Genomic DNA, 15,751 nt, shown 5'->3' on the forward strand with positions numbered 1-15,751 from the left:
TTAAATCTCAATAGAGGAACGCGTCTATCTATGATAGAGTCTCGCCTATTTTTTCATTATTTATTCCGTAATTTTCTTTAATATGCTTAATTGCTTCACGCTTACTTAATGGAGCGAGCTCGTTGTTTTGCACGTATTCCCAAACTACATCCGGATTTGTTTTTGCATATTCACGAAGGACCCAGCCAATCGCTTTTTGAATGAAAAATTCTTTTGAAGAATGTAGTTGTCCAATAATCCAGAAAAGAAGTTCTTCATCCATCTTTTGTTTATATTTCAGTTGGAATAAAATAGCGGCGCGTTGTAACCATATGTTATCTGATGCAATCCATTTTGGAATATAAGCAGAAATCAATTCTGGGTGTTTTAAAAAGATAGTACCTAAGAATGTAGGGACGATGCTATCGACAGAGTCCCACCAAGATTTTGTGACAATAAGTTTTTCTAAGAAGGGGATATGAGTTTCGTTTATATGCTTTTTATATTTTTGCATAATATCAAGTGCGGCCGCTTGGAATTCACGTTCTGGTAAGTCCCAAAGCTCACGTACGATAATTTGGAAGTCTTTTTTATCTGGGAGAGTATGTATTTGAATGACGTCTTTTAATAATTGGCGTCTTTCCGGTGTTTGAATACCTAGAAATGGGAAGTGATTTTTCATATAACGAGCCATAGGTTCTGCTTTTTCAGGATTTTTATGAGCTGTGAAATGCTCTTGTAATGCTTTTACAAATGGATGCATAAGTGTTTCTCCTCTCTTATTCTCTTTCTTCTCTTATTATACAAAGAGTTTGGATAAATTTTAAAACATAACTTGCAATGTAATGAAATATGTTGAAAGTAGAGAGGAGAGGATAAGATGGAGGATCAAGGCGTACTAGCAGGTTTCTTTGCTCTTAGTTTTGCGTTTATTCTTGTTATATTGATTTGGGCAATTATTTCATATTTGTTAACGGCTTTTGCACTTTATTCGATGGCGAAAAATGATGGTGCAACGGACGGGGTGCTTGCGTTTATTCCGTTTTTGAATAGTAAGACGTGGGGTGACTTAGCGAAAGATAAATTACCAGATTTTTTGAAAGAAGAAGCAGGGTGGAAAGTATTCGGTATATATGTTGCATGTTTCATTTTTAATTTCGTACCAATTATAAGTTTACTAGCAACAGCTGTATCGATTGTATTGTCTATTTATCTTATCTACGCTATTTTAGACAGATATGGAACGAACTCTATATTATTTACGATTATTCATGTAATCACATTTTCGGTGTTCTTACCGATTCATTTATTTATTATTCGAAATGAACCGGTGAGATATAAAGAGTAGATTTTTCGTTTTGTTGATAAGTCGATATATTTTAGATATAAGTAAAAAAGCGCCCTGATTATCAGAGCGCTCTTTTTACTACATAAGGTAGCGTAAATAAATATAAATGTGAGAAATGATTAATGAAACGATCATAATTGGGAAACCGACTTTTAGGAATTCCATGTAACTAAATTTATGTCCTTCGCGGCTCGCAATACCTGCAACGATTACGTTAGCAGAAGCTCCGATTAATGTTCCGTTTCCACCGAGACAAGCACCTAGTGCTAATGCCCACCATAATACATCGATTTGTGCGTCAGATGGTGATAAGCCTAGCCCGACTGCCATATCGTTAATAAGTGGAATCATTGTTGCAACGAATGGGATGTTATCAATTGTTGCAGAGGCGATACCAGATACCCATAAAATAAGGATGGATGCGTAAGAAATATCTCCGCCTGTTATACCAATTACTTTTTGAGCTAACATTTTAATAAGACCGATATCGATAAGTCCTCCAACAAGTACGAATAGCCCTGCGAAGAAGAAGATTGTTACCCACTCTACGCTTGCAAATACTTCTTCAATTTCATGCTCTTTCACACCAATTAACATAAGTACAGTAGCACCAGTTAAGGCAATGATAGCCGCATCAATATGGAAAATAGAATGAGTCATGAAACCTACAATCGTAAGTCCAAGCACCGTTAAAGATTTTTTCATTAATACTGGATCTTTAATGTATTGTTTTTCATCTAAGCTCATTAATTTTTTAACCTGTACAGGATCGGCAATTAATTGTTTACGGTACATGAAGTAAAGTATTGTTGCTGTAACTCCAATAATAATAATTACGATTGGTGCTAGATTCAATAGGAAAGCATTGAAGTCTAAATGCTTATTGGCAGAACCAATCATAATGTTAGGTGGATCACCAATTAATGTTGCCGTTCCCCCAATGTTTGAAAAAATAATTTCAGAAAGTAAATATGGAACAGGATTTACTTGCAGTATGCGCGTAATAGATAAAGTAACTGGAACAACAAGAAGTACAGTTGTAACGTTATCTAAAAATGCGGAGCCAAGCGCGGTAAGTAGGGAAAGGGAAATTAAAATTTTAATTGGATTTCCTTGTGCCCCTTTTGCTGCTTTAATGGCAACGTATTGGAAAACACCTGATTTACTCGTAATGTTCACCAAAATCATCATACCGATGAGTAGCGTAATCGTTCCCCATTCAATATGTTTCGTAAAGGCGTTATGTAAATCGACGACCCCCACAATTACCATGAATGCTGCACCAAGAAGTGCGATGACAGCGCGATTAATTTTTTCAGAAATAATAATGGCATATGTAATTAAAAAGACTGCGATAGCAAAATAATACTGCCAGTTAGCGAGTTCTTGCGTTGTTTCGTGCAAAAATCTCATCTCCTTTCATTCATTTTTCTTAGTGTGTCAAATATTAACTAGATGAAACACACATAACGTCATTATAAAGTAGAAAAACTGCGGATGTAAATGAAAGGAGGGATTTTGTCATATTTTCTGCATAGGTCATTTTTTCTTATTTTTTAAAATATTTGTGGGCATTTGACATATATATAAGATACATCCAATCTGAATATTTAAAATGGAATTAGCATTCGAGCTTGTTCGTGTAGGAGTGTCAAATAGAAAGGAATGATAAAAATGATAAGGAAGGGATCGTATGGATGAACAACGATTTTTATTTTTAGACTTTGAGTTTACGATGCCCCAGCATAGAAAGAAACCGAAAGGATTTTTTCCGGAAATTATTGAGGTAGGACTCGTTTCAGTTGCTGGCCGTAAGGTGGAAGATACGTATTCATCACATGTCAGGCCGAAAACATTTCCCTCTTTAACGGATCGATGTAAGAAGTTTTTAGGAATAAAACAAGAAGTCGTGGATAAAGGGATTTCATTTCCTGAACTCGTTAAGAAGCTTGCGGAATACGAAACGAAATGTAAACCGACAATTGTAACGTGGGGAAATATGGATATGAAAGTGCTGAAGCATAATTGTGAAATGGCAGGGATAGCTTTTCCATTCTTCGGACAGTGTCGTGATTTATCGCTTGAGTATAAGAAGTTTTTTGGAGAAAGAAATCAAACAGGATTATGGAAAGCAATTGAGGCGTACGGAAAAGTAGGGACAGGGAAGCATCATTGTGCGCTTGATGATGCGATGACGACGTACAATATTTTTAAACTAGTAGAAAAAGATAAAGAGTATTTAGTAAAACCAGCACCTCCAACATTAGGAGAACTCGTTGATTTTTCAAAAGTGTTAAAGAAAGTGAGCACACAGTAACGACCAAATTGCACATTATGTAATTTGGTCGTTTTGTTTTTTAAAGTTTGTAGTCTTTCATTAACTGTTCTAATGTTTCTAGACTACGCTCTGCAAAAGGTGAATCATCTTCAGAAAATGAATTCATTTGGGTTTCTAATGCTAATTTTAGTGACTCGGTATAATCCGGAATTTCTCCTTCATATTTTTTCACCATTTGCTCTGGAATGTTCGTCTGTTCACGGAAAGCTAAAGCGCGTCTTTCATGGAAAAATGGTACGTCAGCTTGTTTTACGTTATGTAAGTCACCTTGCACCGGATGTTTTAAAACAGCTAATACTTTTACGACGTAACTGCCAGGGCGGCTATTTGTAACTTCGCCGATGTATTTGCCAGTTTTATAAATACCAGTAACGATTTCACCAATTTCAAATGTTTCTCTCATATTTTTCACCTCAAGTTTATAGTAAGGAAAGTAGGAGAAGGAGTCAAAGAAATCATTCACTTTCGGAACGCCCCCTTGAGAATATGGATAGGTTCCACTATAATTTAAAGTTATATAACAGAAAATTCTGATGTTTTACAAATCCTATAATAAGGAGTGTTCTATATGATGCCTTTATATTTTCCGGAAGATAAAACAGAATATATTATTCCAGGGATTGTTTGCGTGCTATTTATAATTGGTGCCGTTGCTACGTGGCGTATGTTCATTCGTGTATCAAAACGCGAAGCGGAGCGATTACAGAAAGTTGAAGAAAAACTATTAGCTGAAAAGAAACAGTAACGCATTTTTGTATGTTTCCCTCTATGCTCGGACAATCTAAGGGCAGAATATATTTTGGAGGGAATGGAATGACGAAACGGCTTTTTTTCAGTTGTTGTTTATTATTTCTGATGGCAGGTTGTGACCAAGGAAAGCCGAAAGAAATTGAAGTGAAATTACATAATGCTTCAGGAGATGAAGTAGGGACTGCGAAAGTAGTGCAGCAAACAAGTGGCGTGAAAATTACGATTAAAGGAGAAGGTTTCACGCCAGGACCACACGGACTACATGTACATGAAATCGGAGAGTGTAAGGCACCTCGTTTTGAATCATCCGGGAATCATTTTAATCCTGATGATAAAAAACATGGTCTTCTTAATCCGAAGGGTGCAGAAAACGGTGATTTACCGAACGTAGTTGCAGATGGTTCTGGGAAGATTAAAGCGGAAATCGATGCACCTCACATCACACTTGAAGAAGGAAAAACGACGATTCATAGAAAAGATGGAGCGTCTATTATTATTACAGAAAACCCTGATGATGGTATGACACAACCGACAGGTAAATCAGGCGATCGAATTGCTTGTGGTGTAATTGTAAAAAAAGCAGCGGATATGAAGAAAAAGTAAAAGCTACCGTGCTGGTAGCTTTTTTTGTGTAGTATAAGTGAAAATATATCAGCGATTATTGGAATATATCGACCGTAACTTGAAATATATCGACTTACCGACAAAATATGACAAAGGAGTCTGTCCAAGAATGATTAGGGGACAGACTCCTCTATTATTATGAAAACGTATGACGCAGTCTGTTCAAAATTTCTTCTAAAACAGATCGTGGACAGCCGATGTTAATTCGAATATGTTCTTCGCCACCTAACCCGTATTTCTCACCAGGTTCAACGATGATTTTTCCTTTTTCCTCAAGTAATGCAGTACGCTCGTTTTGAGAAAGCTTTAGACGAGAACAATCAATCCATAATAAAAAGCTACCTTCTGGCTTCGTTACGGAAAGAGCAGGTATGTGAGTTTTAATATATTCACAAGCAAATTGAGCATTATCTTCTATATATAATCGAATTTCGTTTAACCAATCATTACATTCTGTATAGGCACTTTGCATCGCTGTGTAGGCAAAGATATTTAACCCGTGGAAGCCTTGTCTATATTGGATAGCTGTAAAGGCGTGACGGAGTTTTTCGTTTGGAATGATAATAATCGAAGCTTGTAATCCAGCGATATTAAATGTTTTACTTGGAGCCATACAAGTGATAGTGCGCTCTGCTAATTCTTCAGATAAGGAAGCGAACGGCGTATGTGTATGGTCTGCATAAATGATATCGGAATGAATTTCATCCGCGACAACGATAACGTCATATTTAGTACATAACAATCCGAGCTGCACAAGTTCCTCTTTCGTCCAAACGCGTCCGATTGGGTTATGAGGGCTACAAAGAAGCATGAGTTTGACACCTTGCTGAAACTGCTTTTCTAAATGCTCGAAGTCTATCACATATGTATCATTTTGTTTCTGTAATGGACTCACGCATAACTGCCTGTTGTTTGTTGTGACCATTTCGAAAAATGGAGGATAAATAGGTGGTTGTACGAGAACGGATTCGTTTTCTTTTGTGAAAGCCTGTATGCTCGTACTAAGAGCTGGAACGATTCCCGCGCTAAAAACAATCCATTCTTTTTGAATGTCCCAGTTATATTGTTTTTTTGTCCAGTTACAAATAATATCTCCAATATTTTCGGGAGGAAGTGTATAGCCGAAAATAGGATGCTCAATACGTTTCTTTAAAGCAGTTTGAATTTGTGTTGGTACTTCAAAATCCATATCAGCAATCCAAGCATGGATAAGTTCTTCGTTTTTATATGTATCCCATTTTATACTATGCGTTCCACGTCGATTGATTGCTTTATGAAATAGTTGCATACGTTTGCCCCCTTCTTCTGTAAAACCAATAAGTTATGAAAGTTCTCTCTCTTCTTATAGAATAGCTGATGTGATAGGATAAAGAAAAGTATTAAAAAGTGAAAAGGCGGGAAGCGAATGGGTACATATGAAAAGATGATAGAGGTTGTGAAGAATTGGGATCCGTTTCAAATGGGACCGGAGTTTTATGAAACAGAAGCGAGCGATGTTGTGAACGTCATAAGTGTGTTTGATGATCCAAAATACATCGCAAAGAAGATTCAACATATATACTTTATGTCTTTTGAGGAAGTACCTGCGCTTGAAAAATGTGAGAAATTAGCTGTGGAATTACTTGTAATAAAAGAAGGCGGAAGCTGTTCATTATAGGCTGTCGGAATTTCCGACGGCCTTTTTTATATTATCCCACTATTTGCCGGGGAGTAAGACCCCCACCTCAAAATTCAGCAGAAGCAAAGAAGTTAGGTGGGGGCTAATTAAAGTTTCACTTTATTGCGCAGAAAAAGCGATAATTTCTTCATAAACATGTTCAGGCTTTTCTTCAGGTAGTAAATGTCCTGTATTTTCGTAAGAAATAAATTTTGAATTCGGTAAATCTTTGTGTAGACGATGACCTACATGTACAGGGACGACGCGGTCTTTTTCACCCCAAATGAGTAGTGTAGGTGTTTCGATTTTTTGTAATTCAGTTGAAGATAAGTCACCTTCACGGTCTCGTATCATGCGAGTTAAAGCGGGAAATATACGGTCGTCATAAAAAGGAGCGGAGTAACCTTTTTTCATTTCATCGTCAATTAATGAGTGATCATGAACGACATTCATTAAGTTATGAACGATACCGCGTCTAATAATCCAGTTCTTTACATATAAATGAAAGAACGGTAAATAAGAAGAGTATAGTAAAGGTAAGGTTGCGCGTGCTAAATAGCTAGAGCTACATAGTAAAATCGTTTTTGAAATGAGTTCAGGACGTATACGGTTTACATAGAGAGAAATTTGCCCACCCATAGAGTGCCCAACTAATACAATGTTTGAGAGAGATAAATGTTCAATTAAATCAATAATAATCGTTGCTAAATTGTGATAAGAATACTTAAACAGATGAGACTTATCACTTTTTCCGAACGGTGGTAAATCAAGAGCAATCACTGTTCCTGCTTTCGATAGTAAGGGAATGAGACGACGGTAACTGAATGAGGAAGATAAAAAGCCGTGAACGAGTACGAAAGTAGGACGTTCTGTTTTGTTATCGTGTTCATACAATTCGTAATGAATAGTAGTGCCGCGAGTGGAAAAAGTGAAATAAGGACAAGTATATTCGTGATTCATTTTTTGTCACTCCATTGATTTTTGTTCATATCATCTCCAAGGAAGAAGAAAATATGTTAACAAAAAAAGGCAAGATGACGACGTCATCTTGCCTTTCGTTTATTCAGTATTACCCGCGAACAATATTAGGCGGTGTTTTTCCTTGTAATCCTGCAACTAAATTTTCAGCGGCGGTCATAGCCATTTGCTGCCTAGTTTTTAATGTTGCAGATCCGATGTGTGGTAAAGTCACAACATTTTGTAATGATAAGAGTGGATTATCTTTTTGAATCGGCTCTTGTGTAAATGTATCGATACCTGCTGCAAAGATTTTCTTTTCTGTTAAAGCATGGATTAACGCTTCTTCATCTACTGTTTTCCCGCGAGAAGCATTAATGAAGATTGCTGTTTCTTTCATTAATGAAAATTCCTTTTCTCCGATAAGGTGATATGTTTCATCTGTTAATGGAGTAAGAAGAACAATAAAGTCAGACTGCTTCAGTAGCGTCTGTAAATCACAATATGTAGCATCGAATTTTTGTTCAGCTTCTTCTTTACGACGGCGGTTATAGTAAAGAACATTCATATCAAATCCGAATTTTGCTCGTTTTGCAACGGCTTCTCCAATTCGGCCCATACCGATAATACCAATTGTGCTATGGTGTACATCTAGTCCGAAGTGTTCTTTTCCGATTTCAGCGTTCCATTCACCATTTTTCACGTAAGAATCGAGTTCGCAAACGCGGCGCCCAGCTGATAGCATAAGGGCGAAAACGAGATCAGCTACTGTATCATCTAATACATATGGTGTATTCGTTCCGATAACATTTCGGTTTTTCATCGCTTGTAAATCAAAATTATCGTAACCGACAGAAATGTTGCTCACTACTTTTAAGTTAGGAGCCACTGTCAGTAATTCTTCATTAATAGCAGATCCGAAATTTAATAACCCATCTTTATCTTGTATTTTCTCTAATAGAACATCACGAGGTACTTTCTCATTTTGATCCCATTTTTCATAATCACAGTGTTCTGATAAATAATTTTCTACAAATGTTGGAACTGGTTCAGCAATATAAACTTTTGGTTTCACGGTTCCATCCCCTTTCGCTTTATCACGCATTTTTCCGCTGATTAAAGTTTCACTTTATTTTGACATAATTCAATAGAAAAATCTTCTTTTCAAACTGGAAAGGGTATTTGTATAATTTAGACACAAACGAAAAGGAAGGATGATTTATATGGTGACAGAAAAAGAATTAGAATTATTAGCTTGTCTTGAAAAGAGTAGTAGATTATCTGTAGATACATTAGCGAAGCTGTTAAATATAGAGGTAGAAGAAGTAAAGAAGATGGTTGCGAGGTTAGAAAATGAAAAGATTATTGTGGATTATGTAACACATATTGATTGGACGAAGGTGAAAGAACATACAGGTTTAACGGCAATGATCGATGTGAAAGTTACGCCAAAGCATGGCGTTGGGTTTGATGCGGTTGCTGAACAAATTTATCGTTATTCAGAAGTGAAATCCGTTTATTTAATGTCAGGGACATATGATCTTTCTATTACATTAGAAGGGAAAACGATGGGGGAAGTAGCGATGTTTGTTTCTGAGAAATTAGCAACAATTGAATCTGTTGTTTCTACAACTACTCATTTCATTTTGAAGAAGTATAAACATGAGGGCGTTATTTATGAAAAAGACGATGATGATAAGCGAATTGTGGTGACACCATGAAGCAATTTGAACTATCTAGATCAGCAGAATCTTTAAAACCATCTGGTATTCGAAAATTTTTTGATTTAGCAGCAAATATGAAAGGTGTTATTTCCCTCGGGGTAGGAGAGCCGGATTTTGTTACACCTTGGAATGTAAGGCAAGCATGTATTCGTTCTTTGGAACAAGGGTATACGTCATATACAGCAAATGCAGGATTATTAGAGCTCCGTCAAGAAATAGCAAAGTATCTAAAAAAACAATTTGCAGTATCTTATGATCCAAGTGATGAAATCATTGTTACAGTTGGAGCGAGCCAGGCGTTAGATGTAGCGATGCGCGCCATTATAAATCCTGATGATGAAGTGCTCATTATTGAACCGAGCTTCGTTTCTTATGCACCACTTGTGACATTAGCTGGAGGAGTTCCGGTTCCTGTGGCGACTACGTTAGAAAACGAGTTTAAAGTACAACCAGAACAAATTGAAGCAGCTATTACAGCGAAAACAAAGGCAATTTTGCTTTGTTCACCAAATAACCCGACAGGTGAAATGCTAAATAAATCCGAGCTTGAAGAAATAGCAGTGATTGTTGAGAAGTACAATTTAATCGTATTATCTGATGAAATTTATGCAGAACTTGTATACGACGAAGTATATACAAGTTTCGCGAGTATTAAAAATATGCGTGAGCATACGATTTTAATTTCAGGATTTTCAAAAGGATTTGCGATGACAGGATGGCGCCTCGGTATGATTGCAGCTCCTGTTCAATTTTCAGAATTAATACTCAAAATCCATCAGTATTCAATGATGTGTGCACCGACGATGTCTCAGTTTGCAGCACTTGAGGCGTTACGCGCAGGGAACGATGAAGTAATTCGAATGAGAGATAGCTATAAGAAGCGTCGTAACTTCATGACGACATCTTTCAATGAAATGGGCTTAACGTGTCATGTGCCGGGCGGAGCATTTTATGTTTTTCCTGCTATATCTTCAACCGGATTATCTTCAGCGGAATTTGCAGAACAGTTATTGTTGGAAGAAAAAGTGGCCGTTGTCCCTGGTAGCGTATTTGGCGAAAGTGGTGAAGGATTTATTCGTTGTTCATATGCGACGTCGCTTGAACAACTTATGGAAGCGATGAAGAGAATGGAACGATTTGTAGAAAATAAAAAAAGGACAAAACGTAATACGTTTTGTCCATAAAAGGGGGGGAATACTAGAAAGCCATGTGTTAGTAGTCTATCCCAATATTGGAGAATTATACTTCTTTAAGGGAAATTTTTCATGAATTTTGAATGAGTTCTGTCATAGTGGTATAATTTACTAATATAAGGTATACGCATTCTAGATATCATTATCTAGAATGCGTACTAACCAATCGGATATTTAAAATAAATATATCTGCTTTGCTCTCTATAATTGTAGAGAGAATGGTAAACGTATGGGAGTGTTTCATATGTCAGAACAATATACAACAGGAGTGGTTGTAACAGGGAAAGTGACTGGAATTCAAGATTACGGTGCATTTGTAGCGTTAGATGCAGAAACACAAGGACTTGTGCATATATCTGAAATTACAAATGGATATGTAAAGGATATTCATGACTTTTTAAAAGTCGGCGATACAGTAGAAGTAAAGGTACTTTCAATTGATGAAGAGCACAGAAAAATGAGTTTATCGTTAAAAGCGGCGAAAAGAAAACAAGGAAGGATTCTTATACCGAACCCATCTGAAAACGGATTTAATACGCTGCGAGAAAAGTTGGCAGAATGGATTGAAGAGTCCGAGTTAACAAAGTAAAAGAGGAACGCATATGAGCGTTCCTCTTTTACTTTATCTTATGATATATATTTGCAAATATGATTGCATGCAATCATATTCGTATGTCGGAGGTGAAAGGACATACTGATTATCGAATTTCGTTTGTTTCTGGGTGCGTACCAAGATTTTCAGATGGTTTAAACAGTAAACCAAGATTGATAAGCCCAGATATACCAACGATGCCGTAAATAATACGTGCAAGAGCTGAATTTTGTCCACCAAAAATGGCTGCTACTAAGTCAAACTGGAAAAATCCGATTAGTCCCCAGTTCACAGCGCCAATTACAGTAAAGACTAATGCGATACGTTGCAAAGTACTCATGAAAAAGCCCCCCTTAATTGTGAAGCATGAGCAAGCGATGAGTTAATTAACTCTTTTATAGAATGGGGTAGTTATGTTGTTTTTATACATAAAAAATGTTCGAAAGAGGATGTATATACATCTATACCGAAAAATGCGAATTTTTATGCAAAAAATGAACTTTTTCTAAAAAATATATATTGGTTACGTTTACAATGGTTGAATCGCTTGATTTACAACTTCAGTTTCGCTAAAGTGAATACAGAAATACATATCCATAATTGGAGGGAAAAAGATGAGTACACATGTAACGTTCGACTATTCTAAAGCGTTATCCTTCATCGGTGAACATGAAATCACTTATTTACGTGATGCAGTGAAAGTAACACATCATGCAATCCACGAAAAAACTGGAGCTGGGAACGATTTCCTTGGGTGGGTAGACCTTCCGCTTCAATATGACAAAGAAGAATTCGCTCGCATTCAAAAATGCGCAGAAAAAATTAAAAACGACTCTGACATTTTACTTGTTGTAGGTATTGGTGGTTCTTACCTAGGAGCACGCGCAGCAATCGAAATGTTAAGCCATTCTTTCTACAACACGCTATCTAAAGAACAACGTAAAACTCCACAAGTGCTATTTGTTGGACAAAACATTAGCTCCACTTACATGAAAGATTTAATGGACGTATTAGAAGGTAAAGACTTCTCTATTAACGTTATTTCCAAATCAGGTACAACAACAGAGCCAGCACTAGCATTCCGTATTTTCCGTAAGTTATTAGAAGAGAAGTATGGAAAAGAAGAAGCTCGCAAACGTATTTATGCAACTACAGATAAAGCACGTGGTGCATTAAAAACATTAGCTGATAACGAAGGTTACGAAACATTCGTTATTCCAGATGATGTTGGAGGACGTTTCTCTGTATTAACGCCAGTTGGTTTATTACCAATCGCAGTAAGTGGCTTAAATATTGAAGAGATGATGAAAGGTGCAGCTGCTGGTCATGATGACTTCGGAACATCAGAACTAGCAGAAAACCCAGCTTACCAATACGCAGTAGTTCGTAACGCTTTATACAATAAAGGAAAAACAATTGAAATGCTTGTTAACTATGAGCCAGCACTTCAATACTTCGCTGAGTGGTGGAAACAGTTATTTGGTGAAAGTGAAGGAAAAGATCAAAAAGGTATTTTCCCATCTTCAGCAAACTTCTCAACTGACTTACACTCATTAGGTCAATACGTTCAAGAAGGTCGTCGTGACTTATTTGAAACAGTTCTTAAAGTAGGTAAATCTACACATGAACTAACAATCGAATTAGAAGACAACGATTTAGACGGATTAAACTACCTTGCTGGTGAAACTGTAGACTTCGTAAACACAAAAGCATACGAAGGTACATTACTTGCACATAGCGACGGGGGAGTACCAAATTTAATCGTAAATATTCCTGAATTAAATGAGTACACATTCGGTTACCTTGTATACTTCTTCGAAAAAGCATGTGCGATGAGCGGCTACTTATTAGGCGTAAATCCATTTGACCAACCTGGCGTAGAAGCATACAAGAAAAACATGTTTGCTTTACTTGGTAAACCAGGATTTGAAGAATTAAAAGCAGAATTAGAAGAGCGTTTAAAATAATAAAAAGCGACCGGATTCCGGTCGCTTTTTATTATTTTATCGAAAAGTCCATCAGTATATTCAAACTAGAGTGGGTATGCTAAAGGAAAAGTCTTGGAGGGATGGACTTGATTCCGATTCAATCAAATTTAGAAGGACGTACATATGCGTTATATAAATTAGAAGAGGTTATGAAACCACTTGGATATAGTATTGGTGGTAATTGGGATTATGATAAAGGATGCTTCGATTACAAAATCGATGAAGAAGATGGGTATCAATTTTTACGAGTGCCGTTTACAGCAGTAGATGGTGAACTAGATGTACCTGGTGTAGTAGTCCGTCTTGAAACGCCGTATATTCTTTCGCACGTATATCAAGACGAACTAGATGATAATGTGAATACTTTAACCGCGGGAACGAGTGGGATGGATCAATTTGCTGAACCGAAAGATCCAGATGCAGAAGTGAAAAGAAAATATATCAATATTGGAAAAGTGCTCATGCGGGAACTAGAAAAACATTTTCTTAATGGTGAATAACAATGAGTACGTCGCTTTCGATAAGAATGAAAGTATGGACTGGGTTAATCATATATTGATCGTCGCGCTTTATACCTAGTAAGAGAATGTTTTGTTTTAAAAGGGTATAGCTACAATTTGCAAAGGTTTGTCCGGTGCAGGACGGAGAAAGCTCCATCAGTTGTAATTTATTATCAGAGATTTGATCGTAAAGTGAGAATAGTACACCTGAAATAGAAGGGAATAAAAGAGAAGCGGTAAATACATAACTCGTTAATTTATTTCCTTCTATAATTTCTGACGCGCCAGCTCTCGTTGCATTTTGAATTTGTTCAGTAGTAAGTAGTTCTGCGATGCAGTGAATGTTTGGATTGAGTCCTTTTGCAGTTAAAATATTTAAAATGGATTGTGTATCTGCTAAGCTTTCGTTCTTTTCTTTATCCGCTGTTATTAATATGGTGTGTGCCGTTTTAATATTAGCTTTTAATAAAGTTTGATCGTGGTGCGGACAACCTTTTATAAATTCTAAATGATGAAATGGTTTTGGGAGTAAAGAAAGTGTTTCATCAATTAAAACGATATCAAGGTTTGGTTGTAATACATGCATTTGCTTTACAACATGTTTTGCACGCTCATTCCAGCCAACGATAATCATATGACCGTTAGAGGTAGCGGCTTCTTCACCTTTAATTTTCATATATTGTTTACTGATCATCTCAGTAGCGAATAGAACCATATAATAAGAACAAAAGCCAGTTCCTAATAAAATAATACTTATACCTATTAGTTTTCCTATCGTTGTATGGGGAGCAAAGTCGCCATATCCAACTGTAAAAATGGTAACGATTGACCACCAAATTCCGTCAAACCATGTAGTGAAATGAGAGGGTTCTAATCTATGTATAAGAAAACCAGAAAAAGCAGTGAATACAATAATAAAACAAATTAAACGAAAAATAATGGAATCACGAAATGTATCTACTAAATTCGGACGGGATTTCAATAGTAAATTCCTCCTTGTTTTGCAGGACTACATTCATTGTTACCATTATAGAAAAAAGAAAAACTCTCTAATTAAAGAGAGTTTGTTTTATGCTACATACTTTCCACTTCAGTTTGTTGGACACTTTCAAGATGTTGAAGAGCATAGTAAACATCAGCAGTAGGTCTTTTTTGATCAATGGACAGTTTAAGATGTAAATAGTGAGAACCGTTTTCTAATGTTTTAAGCTTCATATTCTTAACTTTTATATCCATTTCCTTTATTTCTTCAATTACGATTGGGATATTGTCCATATTTCGTACAACAAGTTTCACAGCGATATCACGTTGACGAAATGACCTAGGGCCTACATATTTCATCGCGAGTGGTATAAGTTCGACACTAATCATAAGGAAACACATTCCGAAAATCGCCTCGATATAGAAACCAGCTCCAACGGCAATACCAATACCAGAAGCACCCCAGATCATAGCGGCAGTCGTGAGTCCTGCAATGCTATCGTTGCCTCTTCTTAAAATTACGCCAGCACCTAAAAAACCAATTCCTGATACAATTTGAGCGGCAAGTCGAAGTGGATCCATATTCATATGATCGGTATGTGGTAAGTTATAAGCTGCTTTAATAGAAACAATCGTTAGGAGGCAACTAATAATAGAAATAACTAAACACGTTTTTAAACCAAGTGGTTTCCGTTTTAATTCGCGTTCTAAACCAATGGCAAACCCTAAAATCGCCGAGAGACCTAGTTTGATTAATAAATCGGTATAGTCCATATATATTCCTCCTTGTATGATATGGTATATGAATAAAACGCTTAGTATAGAAAGAAACGTTTTTTGATAGAGTAACTTTATATAAAATATATGTAGGAATTACTCATACATGAAAGAGATATTTCGTTTAAGTATATGATATTAAAAAAGAAATGTGGGCAGTTTTAAAAAAAGTTTATAAAAGGTGTTGCATTTCATTTTTTACCATGATATATTAATAACCGTCGCTGATGCGGAAACGCAGAAAACGACAAAAAAAGAAATTGAAAAACTTAGTTGACATCGAAAAACGAAGATGTTAACATAAGGAAGTCGCAAATGAGCGACCAAGTAGTTCTTTGAAAAC

General features: G+C 36.4%; 19 protein-coding genes. 10 read left to right on the top strand and 9 right to left on the bottom strand.

What is annotated here, in order from left to right; all coding sequences use genetic code 11:
* Positions 1-28 precede the first annotated feature (28 nt).
* Positions 29-742, bottom strand: a complete 714-nt coding sequence (locus CQ064_RS28715; protein WP_000553300.1) for a DNA alkylation repair protein — start codon at positions 740-742, stop codon at positions 29-31.
* Between the two features lie 117 nt (positions 743-859).
* Between CQ064_RS28715 and CQ064_RS28720 the strand changes: the two genes are divergently transcribed.
* Entirely contained in the window at positions 860-1,327 is a 468-nt protein-coding gene (locus CQ064_RS28720) for a hypothetical protein (protein ID WP_000390061.1), read from the top strand.
* A gap of 78 nt (positions 1,328-1,405) precedes the next feature.
* On the opposite strand, the gene CQ064_RS28725 is transcribed toward CQ064_RS28720, so the two are convergent.
* Positions 1,406-2,731, bottom strand: coding sequence for an ArsB/NhaD family transporter (locus CQ064_RS28725; protein ID WP_000545210.1), 1,326 nt, complete (start codon positions 2,729-2,731; stop codon positions 1,406-1,408).
* A gap of 289 nt (positions 2,732-3,020) precedes the next feature.
* Here CQ064_RS28725 and kapD point away from each other — a divergent pair, with 289 nt between their 5' ends.
* Complete coding sequence (gene kapD / locus CQ064_RS28730) at positions 3,021-3,644, top strand: 3'-5' exonuclease KapD (protein WP_000344360.1); 624 nt, start codon at positions 3,021-3,023, stop codon at positions 3,642-3,644.
* Between the two features lie 40 nt (positions 3,645-3,684).
* Here kapD and kapB read toward each other — a convergent pair whose 3' ends face one another.
* Positions 3,685-4,068: a kinase-associated lipoprotein KapB gene (kapB, locus tag CQ064_RS28735; RefSeq protein WP_014482167.1), complete on the bottom strand. Its 384-nt coding sequence runs from the start codon at positions 4,066-4,068 to the stop codon at positions 3,685-3,687.
* 165 nt (positions 4,069-4,233) lie between these two features.
* Here kapB and CQ064_RS33765 point away from each other — a divergent pair, with 165 nt between their 5' ends.
* Positions 4,234-4,410 (top strand): hypothetical protein, encoded by a 177-nt coding sequence (locus CQ064_RS33765; protein ID WP_000982763.1) that lies wholly within the window; start codon positions 4,234-4,236, stop codon positions 4,408-4,410.
* A gap of 68 nt (positions 4,411-4,478) precedes the next feature.
* On the top strand, positions 4,479-5,018 hold the full coding sequence (gene sodC, locus CQ064_RS28740; RefSeq protein ID WP_000166827.1) for a superoxide dismutase [Cu-Zn]: 540 nt from the start codon (positions 4,479-4,481) through the stop codon (positions 5,016-5,018).
* 157 nt (positions 5,019-5,175) lie between these two features.
* Here the strand turns inward: sodC and CQ064_RS28745 are convergent, their stop codons facing one another.
* A complete protein-coding gene (locus CQ064_RS28745; RefSeq protein WP_001175830.1) occupies positions 5,176-6,327 on the bottom strand; it encodes a MalY/PatB family protein in 1,152 nt (383 codons plus the stop codon).
* 117 nt (positions 6,328-6,444) lie between these two features.
* Between CQ064_RS28745 and CQ064_RS28750 the strand changes: the two genes are divergently transcribed.
* Positions 6,445-6,696, top strand: a complete 252-nt coding sequence (locus tag CQ064_RS28750; RefSeq protein WP_000537641.1) for a YugE family protein — start codon at positions 6,445-6,447, stop codon at positions 6,694-6,696.
* Positions 6,697-6,816: 120 nt separating this feature from the next.
* Here the strand turns inward: CQ064_RS28750 and CQ064_RS28755 are convergent, their stop codons facing one another.
* Together CQ064_RS28755 and CQ064_RS28760 are read right to left on the bottom strand one after the other, a co-directional pair.
* On the bottom strand, positions 6,817-7,656 hold the full coding sequence (locus CQ064_RS28755; RefSeq protein WP_001015204.1) for an alpha/beta fold hydrolase: 840 nt from the start codon (positions 7,654-7,656) through the stop codon (positions 6,817-6,819).
* A gap of 109 nt (positions 7,657-7,765) precedes the next feature.
* Positions 7,766-8,758, bottom strand: coding sequence for a 2-hydroxyacid dehydrogenase (locus CQ064_RS28760; protein ID WP_002094180.1), 993 nt, complete (start codon positions 8,756-8,758; stop codon positions 7,766-7,768).
* A 118-nt stretch (positions 8,759-8,876) separates the two neighbouring features.
* Between CQ064_RS28760 and CQ064_RS28765 the strand changes: the two genes are divergently transcribed.
* From CQ064_RS28765 to yugI, 3 genes are all read left to right on the top strand, one after another.
* Positions 8,877-9,374, top strand: a complete 498-nt coding sequence (locus CQ064_RS28765; protein ID WP_000255696.1) for an Lrp/AsnC family transcriptional regulator — start codon at positions 8,877-8,879, stop codon at positions 9,372-9,374.
* The gene (locus CQ064_RS28770; RefSeq protein WP_000808531.1) at positions 9,371-10,561 is read left to right on the top strand and encodes an aminotransferase; all 1,191 of its coding nucleotides are present in this window, start codon (positions 9,371-9,373) and stop codon (positions 10,559-10,561) included. Before CQ064_RS28765 ends, CQ064_RS28770 begins: the two co-directional genes overlap by 4 nt.
* A 253-nt stretch (positions 10,562-10,814) precedes the next feature.
* Positions 10,815-11,159: a S1 domain-containing post-transcriptional regulator GSP13 gene (yugI, locus tag CQ064_RS28775; RefSeq protein ID WP_000003764.1), complete on the top strand. Its 345-nt coding sequence runs from the start codon at positions 10,815-10,817 to the stop codon at positions 11,157-11,159.
* A 109-nt stretch (positions 11,160-11,268) separates the two neighbouring features.
* Here the strand turns inward: yugI and CQ064_RS28780 are convergent, their stop codons facing one another.
* A complete protein-coding gene (locus CQ064_RS28780; RefSeq protein WP_000105788.1) occupies positions 11,269-11,502 on the bottom strand; it encodes a DUF378 domain-containing protein in 234 nt (77 codons plus the stop codon).
* A 274-nt stretch (positions 11,503-11,776) separates the two neighbouring features.
* Between CQ064_RS28780 and CQ064_RS28790 the strand changes: the two genes are divergently transcribed.
* Together CQ064_RS28790 and CQ064_RS28795 are read left to right on the top strand one after the other, a co-directional pair.
* Positions 11,777-13,129, top strand: coding sequence for a glucose-6-phosphate isomerase (locus tag CQ064_RS28790; protein ID WP_000103663.1), 1,353 nt, complete (start codon positions 11,777-11,779; stop codon positions 13,127-13,129).
* A 107-nt stretch (positions 13,130-13,236) separates the two neighbouring features.
* Positions 13,237-13,650 carry a YugN-like family protein gene (locus tag CQ064_RS28795; RefSeq protein ID WP_000612347.1) on the top strand — a complete coding sequence of 138 codons (414 nt, stop codon included), beginning with the start codon at positions 13,237-13,239 and terminating at the stop codon, positions 13,648-13,650.
* Here CQ064_RS28795 and CQ064_RS28800 read toward each other — a convergent pair.
* Both CQ064_RS28800 and CQ064_RS28805 read right to left on the bottom strand, forming a co-directional pair.
* Complete coding sequence (locus CQ064_RS28800; RefSeq protein WP_000842317.1) at positions 13,637-14,632, bottom strand: potassium channel family protein; 996 nt, start codon at positions 14,630-14,632, stop codon at positions 13,637-13,639. The two genes, CQ064_RS28795 and CQ064_RS28800, sit on opposite strands and share 14 nt — an antisense overlap.
* 92 nt (positions 14,633-14,724) lie before the next feature.
* Complete coding sequence (locus CQ064_RS28805) at positions 14,725-15,405, bottom strand: MgtC/SapB family protein (RefSeq protein WP_000386677.1); 681 nt, start codon at positions 15,403-15,405, stop codon at positions 14,725-14,727.
* Between the last annotated feature and the right edge of the window lie 346 nt (positions 15,406-15,751).

The organism is Bacillus sp. MYb78 (assembly GCF_002975115.1).
GTDB classification, from domain to species: domain Bacteria; phylum Bacillota; class Bacilli; order Bacillales; family Bacillaceae_G; genus Bacillus_A; species Bacillus_A cereus.

Bases quoted from the DNA above. Each gene is read 5' to 3' on its own strand.
- CQ064_RS28715 (WP_000553300.1), bottom strand. From the start codon at position 742: ATGCATCCATTTGTAAAAGCATTACAAGAGCATTTCACAGCTCATAAA.
- CQ064_RS28720 (WP_000390061.1), top strand. From the start codon at position 860: ATGGAGGATCAAGGCGTACTAGCAGGTTTCTTTGCTCTTAGTTTTGCG.
- kapD (WP_000344360.1), top strand. From the start codon at position 3,021: ATGGATGAACAACGATTTTTATTTTTAGACTTTGAGTTTACGATGCCC.
- kapB (WP_014482167.1), bottom strand. From the start codon at position 4,068: ATGAGAGAAACATTTGAAATTGGTGAAATCGTTACTGGTATTTATAAA.
- CQ064_RS33765 (WP_000982763.1), top strand. From the start codon at position 4,234: ATGATGCCTTTATATTTTCCGGAAGATAAAACAGAATATATTATTCCA.
- sodC (WP_000166827.1), top strand. From the start codon at position 4,479: ATGACGAAACGGCTTTTTTTCAGTTGTTGTTTATTATTTCTGATGGCA.
- CQ064_RS28745 (WP_001175830.1), bottom strand. From the start codon at position 6,327: ATGCAACTATTTCATAAAGCAATCAATCGACGTGGAACGCATAGTATA.
- CQ064_RS28750 (WP_000537641.1), top strand. From the start codon at position 6,445: ATGGGTACATATGAAAAGATGATAGAGGTTGTGAAGAATTGGGATCCG.
- CQ064_RS28755 (WP_001015204.1), bottom strand. From the start codon at position 7,656: ATGAATCACGAATATACTTGTCCTTATTTCACTTTTTCCACTCGCGGC.
- CQ064_RS28760 (WP_002094180.1), bottom strand. From the start codon at position 8,758: ATGCGTGATAAAGCGAAAGGGGATGGAACCGTGAAACCAAAAGTTTAT.
- CQ064_RS28765 (WP_000255696.1), top strand. From the start codon at position 8,877: ATGGTGACAGAAAAAGAATTAGAATTATTAGCTTGTCTTGAAAAGAGT.
- CQ064_RS28770 (WP_000808531.1), top strand. From the start codon at position 9,371: ATGAAGCAATTTGAACTATCTAGATCAGCAGAATCTTTAAAACCATCT.
- yugI (WP_000003764.1), top strand. From the start codon at position 10,815: ATGTCAGAACAATATACAACAGGAGTGGTTGTAACAGGGAAAGTGACT.
- CQ064_RS28780 (WP_000105788.1), bottom strand. From the start codon at position 11,502: ATGAGTACTTTGCAACGTATCGCATTAGTCTTTACTGTAATTGGCGCT.
- CQ064_RS28790 (WP_000103663.1), top strand. From the start codon at position 11,777: ATGAGTACACATGTAACGTTCGACTATTCTAAAGCGTTATCCTTCATC.
- CQ064_RS28805 (WP_000386677.1), bottom strand. From the start codon at position 15,405: ATGGACTATACCGATTTATTAATCAAACTAGGTCTCTCGGCGATTTTA.